Below are 7,798 nucleotides of genomic sequence, written 5' to 3'. Positions count from 1 at the left end.
GGATTCCGCGTCTTCACGGCAGATGCGTTCGCGACATGCGCACCCGCGCCATCATCGTCGAACGCGCCGTCGAACAGGCTGCCGTTGGCCGGGGGCTCGATGGGCGGAATCGCCATCGTGGCTTCCGCGGAAGACGGCACGGAAGTCGAGGTCGCCATGGGCTGAGACTGCGCCGGCGGGAAAATCGACGGCTGGGTTTCAGGCGCGAAGGATGCCGACAACGGCGCGAATGCGGTCGTTTCCGCGTTGGAAGACTGGCTCGCGGACGGGAACTGCTGGTCGGAAACGGAGAACCGATCGGCGGATTCGGTCTTCGGCTGCTCCGAAGACGAAAGCGGCGTGAACGACAGCGGAACGCCTTCCGTGTCGGTGCTCTCAGCGAATGACGGCATCGCCGGCATTGCGGGAATCGGCGGCACGACAGGCGTAGGTTCCTTCCCCATGGAATCCCCCATCGAGTATGCCCCGGCATTCAGCCCATTACCGGTACCGGCACCGTTCGGAATCTGATTTCCATCGTCAGCCATTGCGCGTCCCCGTTTGTCTCTGTCCTCATTACAACAGTTTTCCACTATACGCGACAGACCACCCAAAGAGCAGCAATCGCAAAGCATTCCGGGCGTGATATGCGTCACGGAAGCTCGTGTCCGAGCCATTCCTCGATCATGTACCGCGCGATCGTGGCCTTGCCCGGAGCCTCCATACGCCCCGAAATCAGTTCGTTCATGTACTCGTCGCGGGTCACCCAGCGCGCGATCAGCGTTTCCTCCCCGTCCACGTGTATGTCGGTGCTTTCCGCCACCGCCTTGAACGCCATCATGAGCGAGGCGGGGAACGGCCACGGCTGGGAACCGAGGTACTTGAGTTCGCCGAGCGTGATGCCGACTTCCTCCTTGGCCTCCCTGCGGCTCGCATGTTCGAGGTTCTCACCGGCTTCGACGAATCCCGCGGACACGGAGTACAGTCCGGGATTGTTCCATGCGCGGTTGTGCTGCAGCAGCAGACGGTCCTGATGATCGACGATCGCGGTGATCACCGCCGGTTCGACGCGGGGGAACAGCAGCCTGTTGCCGTCAGCCTCGTTCGTGCAGCGTTGCGCCCATCCCGCGAGCGCCGGCTTGGTGGGCGCGCCGCATGTCGGGCAGTGCCGTTGGCGTGCGTGCCATACGCCGAGCGACACCGCGCTGGTGGCCTGGCCGGATTCGCGCGCGCTGGCGTGGGGCGCGAATCCGCGCAGGTCAACCCAGTCGAATCGTTCGGCCGCGTTTTCCAGCAATGATTTTCCGGATTGCCCGGAGTCACGTTCGGTGAGGTCGCGTTCGTCGAAGGCGTCGTCGACGCCTTCGTAGGTATGGTCGGCGACGGTCCGCGTCATCGGCTTCACGCGGCTGATGTCCACGGCGACGACGTGTTCGCCGCGTTGCCCGCCGTATGTTCCCAGGAACATCGGCATGGCGTCGGGATGGGTGTTGAGTTCCGCTGCCACGTAGGCGCCCGGCAGTTTCGCGAGGCGCATTTTCACATTCGCATAGTCGGCTATCGCGCCTTGGCCACGCGGCACCGCGACTTTGCCGTCCTTCACGAGGATGACTTTCGTGGAAGGGTCCGGCAGCACCGTCTCGAACAGTTTCGGATCGGATCTGCGGGACACCTCGTAATCGATATCGCCCTGCGCGAGCGGCAGGAACGGCAGCGCCTGGGTCAGCGCCAACGGTGAGAAAACACTCATCACAACCTCTTTATGTGTTTTGTCGTCAATGCATTCGGGCTCGCATGGCGTCCGGACTCACATGCCGGCCATACGCCGGACCCGCATGCGCGCATACCGTCATTCCACGTGGCGAACCAGTCCGAGCAATGCGTCCGCCACCGCTTCGGGATGTTCGTATGCGCTGAAATGGCCACAGTCGAAGACCACCGTCATGTCGACGGCGGTGCCGGTCATCGCGTCGGCGACCGGTTCCATCACCGAAGGCGGGCTGGAGGGGTCCTTGTCTCCGCAGATCACGGAAACGGGCACGGTGATTCGCGGCAGCACGTCGTTCAGGTCCGGCCGTCCGGCCGCCATGCGTTCGCGCCATGCGATGCCTTCGGCGGGCTGTTCGCTGATCCAGCGGGAGAACTGCTGGCAGTATTCGTCGGATTGTTTCACGGTGGAATCGTTTTCCGACGCCACGGCGAATCCCATCACCGGTTCATGGGTGCCCGTCGCCTCGCATTCCTGCGCGATCGCGACGCGGTTGAGCCGCATCTGCGCGGAATCGGCATCGGCTTTCGTGTCGCAGAGCGCGAGCGCCGCCACGGCCTCGGGGTGCAGGCGCTGGATGTCGAGGATCAGATAGCCGCCCATGGAGAGTCCGACCCAGATGGCCTTGTCGTATCCGGCGTCGTGCAGCATGTCCACGTATGCGTCCGCCATGCGGTCGAGCGCGTATGGGAACGCGCCGTCCGCGTCCTTGCCGCCGCTCGCCTCGTCGGATGGAATCGGCCCCTCGCCCGCGCCGGGCATGTCGGGAGCCCAGATCGGGAAGTGCCTCATGCCGTGTTCGTCTGCGGTCCGCGCGAGCGCCACGGCGCATTGGTCCCACATGCGGTGGTCGACGGGGAATCCGTGCACCAGCACCACGGGAATGCCGTCGCCGTCACGGTACACATTGTTCTTCAATTCAATCGTCATTGTCGAATCCTTACGCATCCTGAAAAATCTTAATCACGTGAAACCTGCGGAACGGCGGCATGATACCTGCCAAGACCGCGTCTTCCACGCCGGCATGGGCGTATCGAAGACGGGAAACGTCGTCCGCCGCGGAGGCGGCCGTCGGTCCGCCGCCGCGAGCGCAGGCCGAACCCGTCACCGTCCGGCCCAGGCGACCGCCTGGCGGGCGATGGAGCCGTAGCCGTTGGCCATCTGGCCGATGAACGTGTCGAACACGTCGCTGGTCGGATCGACCCATTCCACGTCGAGCGTCTCGTCGCGCGGCTTGCAGTCGCCGGCGATCGGCACGACGTAGCACAGCGCTATCGCATGCTGGCGGGAATCGTAGTAGTCGGTCAGTCCCGGCGTCGGGAAGAATTCGGCCACGGTGAACGGCTGCAGGCTGATCGGCAGCTGCGGAAGCGCGATGTCGCCCAGGTCCTTCGCGATGTTGCGCGCCACGGCCTCACGGATTGACTCGTGGTAGAGCACGCGCCCCGCGATCAGCGTGCGTTCGATGCTGCCGTCGTCGGAGACGCGCAGCAATGATCCGAGTTGCGCGATGCGTCCCAGATCGTCGGTGCGCACCGGCACGACGAGCACGTAGGGAATCGGCATCTCGCGGCGCAGATGGTTGATCTCCCCGGAATCGAGCCATCCCGGAGGATTGCCCATTCCCCGGATGAAATCCTCCGGCGTGATGCCGTCGAACTCGCCCCTGTGGCGTCCTGCATCGAAATCGCCCTCGTCGGGCACCTCATCATTCATCACTGGCATGGTTCCATTATCACGCACGCCTGTTAAAACGCATGCCATATATTCTTCCTATAGCGGATAATCGGGCACGGCCATGCCTCACGTCGCGTTTGGCTATATACTGCGAGGAAGTCGCACGCGTCACGCGCGCGGTTCCCTATGGGGAATCGGACGGCGCGGATGCACGGCAATGCGATTCACCAAGGATTCGCAAGGATTTACAAGGAGCGGTTATGGCAACGCATGCAGTCACTTCCCAGGATTTCAACAAGGTCGTGGAGGGCAACGAACTGGTGTTCGTCGACTTCTGGGCGACGTGGTGCGGACCGTGCCGCGCGTTCGGCCCGACGTTCGAGAAGGCGAGCGAGGCGAATCCCGACATCTACTTCGCCAAGGTCGACATCGACCAGAACCCCGACCTCGCTTCCGCGGCCAAGGTCCAGGCCGTACCGACGCTGATGGTGCTCAAGAACCAGCAGGTCGTGTTCCAGCAGGCCGGCGCGCTGCGCGCCTCCGATCTGGACGACCTGATCGCCCAGGCCAAGTCGCTGAAGGTCGACGCCGCGGACGCGGCCAAGGACGCTTCCGCCCAGAACTGACGCCCGGAACCGGCGGTTCGGAACCAGAACCGAGGAACGAGTCCAAGGCCGAGAGCCAGGCCCAAGACATGGGAACAAGGTCGAAGTCGAGAGGCAGGCTCAAGGCCAAGAAGCAAGCCTGAAACCGAGAGGCAGGCTCAAGGCCAAGGAACGGCAAAGAGGGTAAAGGGGACGTGGGCGAAACCGATGCCGAAGCCGTTTCCGCCCATGTTTCCTTTACCATTCGTTCACTTTTCCGCCCACTGCGGTAGACTGTCAGTCAGATGTGCGTTTTCCGATGAAGCCTGCATGGCCGCGCACGGGGGTGGTCGTTCGCCCTTGAATTCATCGAGGCCCTGAAAGCGCTTATAGGAGCAGAATGGCTAATCACAGCAAGCATGCCCGCCCATTCACCTTGACCTTGCCGAGCAAGTCGCATCTGGTGAAGCTCGTCGCAACGGTTGCGGCAGTGGGATTGTTGGCAGTGGGCGGCGTTGTGTCACGTAATCTTTACTCCGCCGCAGACAGCCATGCGGCATCGAAGCAGACCACCGCCTTTTCCGTCAGCGACGCCAACGAGGCGTCCCGTGGCAACGCGCGTGAGCAGCTGAATGGCGACACCTCCTACGTCACCGTGAAGATCAACGGTAAGTCCCGCGTGATTCCCGGCACGAAGTTCACCGACGTGAAGTCCGTGCTCGACGCCGGAGACATCACGCTCGAGCCGGAAGACACCGTCTCCCCGTCGCTGACCACCAAGGTGAACGAGAAGACCGTCATCACCATCGAACGCGCCGGCGCCTCCGTCGAGGTCTCCGACACCGCGATCGGATTCAACGTCGTGAAGAAGGAGACCGACTCGCTGCCGAAGGGCCAGGAGAAGGTCGAGACCGAGGGCGAGGAAGGCGTGATGGAGACCACGAACCTCGTGACCAAGTCCGGTTCGAAGGTCGTCTCCTCCAACATGATCACCTCCTATGTGAAGAAGGCCCCGGTCGACAAGGTGATTCTCGTCGGCACCGGTTCCACCTCATCAAGCTCGTCTTCAAGCTCCACCGGTTCCTCCAACGCCGCATCCTCGATCGGCACCACGGTTCCAACCAGCGACATGCAGCAGTGGGCGCACGACTACCTGCTCGCCAACGGGTACACCGAGGCCGATTTCACCGCGACCGTGTACATCATCAGCCATGAATCCGGCTGGAGCGTCACCGCGACCAATCCTTCCGGCGCCTATGGCCTGCCACAGGCCCTGCCGGGCAGCAAGATGTCCACCGCCGGCTCCGATTGGGCCACGAACTACCAGACGCAGCTCAAGTGGTTCTGGAACTATTGCGCGCAGCGTTACGGTTCCATCCAGGGCGCGTACACGTATTGGCAGGCGCATCACAACTACTGACCGGAGCGCGAAACACCGCGGTCCATGCGATTGCGGAATACGCATCATACGAAGAAACCGGAGGGGTTCGACCTGAACGACAGGTCGAACCCCTCCGGTTTTCATTATGCTCTGCGGCAAATCGGCATCCATGAGCCGAGGCCAATCGGACGTGGCCAATACCGATCAAGATCCATCGGCGTACGGCCGGGACGCAGACGGCGGATCATGCGCTGCCCACATCCAGACCAGACATGCCGCCATTGTGCCATTTGCAGCGGTCCATCATGCATGCGCGCCTCAACCGCCGTCCAAATCACGGCCCACCCAGTAGCCAGCGTCAATCAGTCGGCGGCCTTGCGATGCGTGCCCTTGCGCGGACCACGCTTGCCGGTGAAACCGCCCTTGGCGCCAGCCACATCGAACACCACCGCGTTGTCGTCCGGGAAGTACTCGCCTTCCATGGAGAAGTAGGCGATCTGGTTTTCCGGAGCCTCCGGGAAGTCGAAGAACTTCTGGGTGGCGACCAGCACGTTGACCGCGCGCACGGTCACTGACGTGGCCTTGCCGGGCACCTTGCAGAACGGAATGGCGAAATCGTCCTTGGCGCTGCACGGCTGGACGGCGAATTTCCTGGTCTTGTGATTCACGAGAATCTTCGCGTACTGCGGCGCTTCAAGCACGGCGATGGCGGCCTTGGAAAAACGCACGGACTCCGGCATCACAGTCATAGTCATCTTGCCCGTGACCTTTTCGCCGATTTCCTCAAAACCTTCGAGAACAGACATCGTAATATTCCTATCTCATTAAAACAATTACCAAACTATACTGTACCTCATTTTTTAATTAATAATAAATTACTGGAAAATCCTTATGGAAATGCAATAATCCCGTGCCAAATTCCTGAAATTCGGCACGGGATTATCAATGACGGCAAATGCGAACAAATCAGTATGAACCGGTACCGCGCACCACCACCATGACGGTTTTGGCGAGAATCGCGATGTCGCCGGCGATGGACCAGTTCTCGATGTACGACACATCCAGATACTCGCTCTGCTCCTGCGTCAGGTCGGAACGGCCGGAAACCTGCCACGGTCCGGTGATGCCAGGCTTGACCAGCAGACGCGTGGAATACAGCGACCCGTAACGGGCCACTTCTTCCGGCAACGCAGGACGCGGACCGACCAGCGACATGTCGCCCTTCAGCACATTGAAGAACTGCGGGAATTCATCAAGTGAGGTCTTGCGAATAAAATGTCCGACTTTGGTAATTCTCGGATCATCTTTCATCTTGAAGATGAATCGATCAGTCTGCCCGCTTTCCTCGGCGAGTTTCTTCTTCAATTCCTCGGCATTGGTGACCATGGAACGGAATTTGTACATCTTGAACGGCTTGCCGTTACGCCCGATTCGGGTCTGCGAGAAGAACACGGGACCGTGGTCGTCGAGCTTGATCGCGATCGCCACGCCGAGCATGACCGGTGAGGAAATCACCAACGCGCAGAACGAACCGATGATGTCGAGCACGCGCTTGATCACATAAGTCGTGTTGGTGTACTGCGGAAGGCTGGCGAGCAGCACCGGCTGTTCGGTGCTGTTGCGCAGATGCAGACGATGACCGCTCACGTCGGCGAGCGACACGGCCATCGCCAGTTCCATGCCCAGGGATTCGATGGCGAGCGACAGGCCATGCAGCATTTCGGAGTCGCGCGTCAGCACATCGGCGATGTACACCTCGTAGGCGCCATGCTGCTCGCAATTGCGCGCGAACGCGGAGTTGAACGGAATGACCTCGAGCTTGTCGGCGCCCTCGATATCGGGATCCGGCTCGTATTCGGCCATTGTGTATTCATTGCTTCCGAAGCCCAATGATTCGATTGGGCACACGGCGATCGGAGAGTATCCCCAGTTTCCGCAATTCCGCATGGTGCGCAGCGCGCGGTTGATGCCGTCGGAGGATCCGACCACAACCGTCTTGTACTTGCAACGCCCCTTGCGGCGCTTGCGATGCAGCTCACCGCGCATCCACGCACGCGCGACGATTTCGAGAAGGCATGCAATCAGCGGAGCCATGATCAGCGCCATGCGGGGCAATCTCAATTGGAAGGCGAATGCGATGGAGCAGTAAGCGACCACGGTAATCAGCGTGGCGTTGATGATTTTCGCGTACAGCTCGTAGCCGTCCGCCATGACATGCCGATGGTAGGTGCCGGCGAACGCAAGCGACAGCACCCAGATCAGGCTGGACAGCAGCAGGAACGCCCACAACGGCATGACGTCGTTGATGGTTGAGAACGCGGCCTTGCTGAACATCAGGCTAATCGACAGCGCGAGGAACTGAACCGCGACATCCAGAACGATCAGGCTGAAAACGAACCAATACCTCCA

8 protein-coding genes are annotated in these 7,798 nt (G+C 61.2%); 2 read left to right on the top strand and 6 right to left on the bottom strand.

Translation table 11 applies throughout. From position 1 onward, the window contains the following. From B3C64_RS08630 to B3C64_RS08615, 4 genes are all read right to left on the bottom strand, one after another. The coding region (locus tag B3C64_RS08630) for a hypothetical protein (protein ID WP_291535080.1) at positions 1 to 443 on the bottom strand (443 nt) is incomplete at its 3' end. A 188-nt stretch (positions 444 to 631) separates the two neighbouring features. Continuing rightward, positions 632 to 1,729, bottom strand: coding sequence for an NAD(+) diphosphatase (gene nudC / locus B3C64_RS08625; RefSeq protein ID WP_291535079.1), 1,098 nt, complete (start codon positions 1,727 to 1,729; stop codon positions 632 to 634). 99 nt (positions 1,730 to 1,828) lie between these two features. Further along, entirely contained in the window at positions 1,829 to 2,677 is an 849-nt protein-coding gene (locus B3C64_RS08620) for an alpha/beta fold hydrolase (protein WP_291535078.1), read from the bottom strand. Positions 2,678 to 2,851: 174 nt separating this feature from the next. Continuing rightward, positions 2,852 to 3,472 (bottom strand): NUDIX hydrolase family protein, encoded by a 621-nt coding sequence (locus tag B3C64_RS08615; protein ID WP_291535077.1) that lies wholly within the window; start codon positions 3,470 to 3,472, stop codon positions 2,852 to 2,854. A gap of 212 nt (positions 3,473 to 3,684) precedes the next feature. Here B3C64_RS08615 and trxA point away from each other — a divergent pair, with 212 nt between their 5' ends. Together trxA and B3C64_RS08605 are read left to right on the top strand one after the other, a co-directional pair. Next, complete coding sequence (gene trxA / locus B3C64_RS08610) at positions 3,685 to 4,050, top strand: thioredoxin (protein WP_291535076.1); 366 nt, start codon at positions 3,685 to 3,687, stop codon at positions 4,048 to 4,050. Positions 4,051 to 4,408: 358 nt separating this feature from the next. Continuing rightward, entirely contained in the window at positions 4,409 to 5,428 is a 1,020-nt protein-coding gene (locus tag B3C64_RS08605; protein WP_291535075.1) for a G5 domain-containing protein, read from the top strand. 323 nt (positions 5,429 to 5,751) lie between these two features. Here the strand turns inward: B3C64_RS08605 and B3C64_RS08600 are convergent, their stop codons facing one another. Both B3C64_RS08600 and B3C64_RS08595 read right to left on the bottom strand, forming a co-directional pair. Beyond that, positions 5,752 to 6,195, bottom strand: a complete 444-nt coding sequence (locus tag B3C64_RS08600) for a hypothetical protein (protein WP_291535074.1) — start codon at positions 6,193 to 6,195, stop codon at positions 5,752 to 5,754. 160 nt (positions 6,196 to 6,355) lie between these two features. Then, positions 6,356 to 7,798, bottom strand: a 1,443-nt coding sequence (locus B3C64_RS08595) for a sugar transferase (RefSeq protein ID WP_291535073.1), incomplete at its 5' end; no start/stop codon positions are given.

This window comes from Bifidobacterium sp. UBA6881 (assembly GCA_002451435.1).
Classification (GTDB): Bacteria; Actinomycetota; Actinomycetes; order Actinomycetales; family Bifidobacteriaceae; genus Bifidobacterium.
Note: the sequence above shows the minus strand (reverse complement) of the source record. Positions and strands in the feature narration are given on the sequence as shown.

What these genes read in the sequence shown, in the direction of transcription:
- nudC (WP_291535079.1), bottom strand. Translation starts at nt 1,729, where the DNA reads ATGAGTGTTTTCTCACCGTTGGCGCTGACCCAGGCGCTGCCGTTCCTG.
- B3C64_RS08600 (WP_291535074.1), bottom strand. Translation starts at nt 6,195, where the DNA reads ATGTCTGTTCTCGAAGGTTTTGAGGAAATCGGCGAAAAGGTCACGGGC.
- B3C64_RS08615 (WP_291535077.1), bottom strand. Translation starts at nt 3,472, where the DNA reads ATGCCAGTGATGAATGATGAGGTGCCCGACGAGGGCGATTTCGATGCA.
- B3C64_RS08605 (WP_291535075.1), top strand. Translation starts at nt 4,409, where the DNA reads ATGGCTAATCACAGCAAGCATGCCCGCCCATTCACCTTGACCTTGCCG.
- B3C64_RS08620 (WP_291535078.1), bottom strand. Translation starts at nt 2,677, where the DNA reads ATGACGATTGAATTGAAGAACAATGTGTACCGTGACGGCGACGGCATT.
- trxA (WP_291535076.1), top strand. Translation starts at nt 3,685, where the DNA reads ATGGCAACGCATGCAGTCACTTCCCAGGATTTCAACAAGGTCGTGGAG.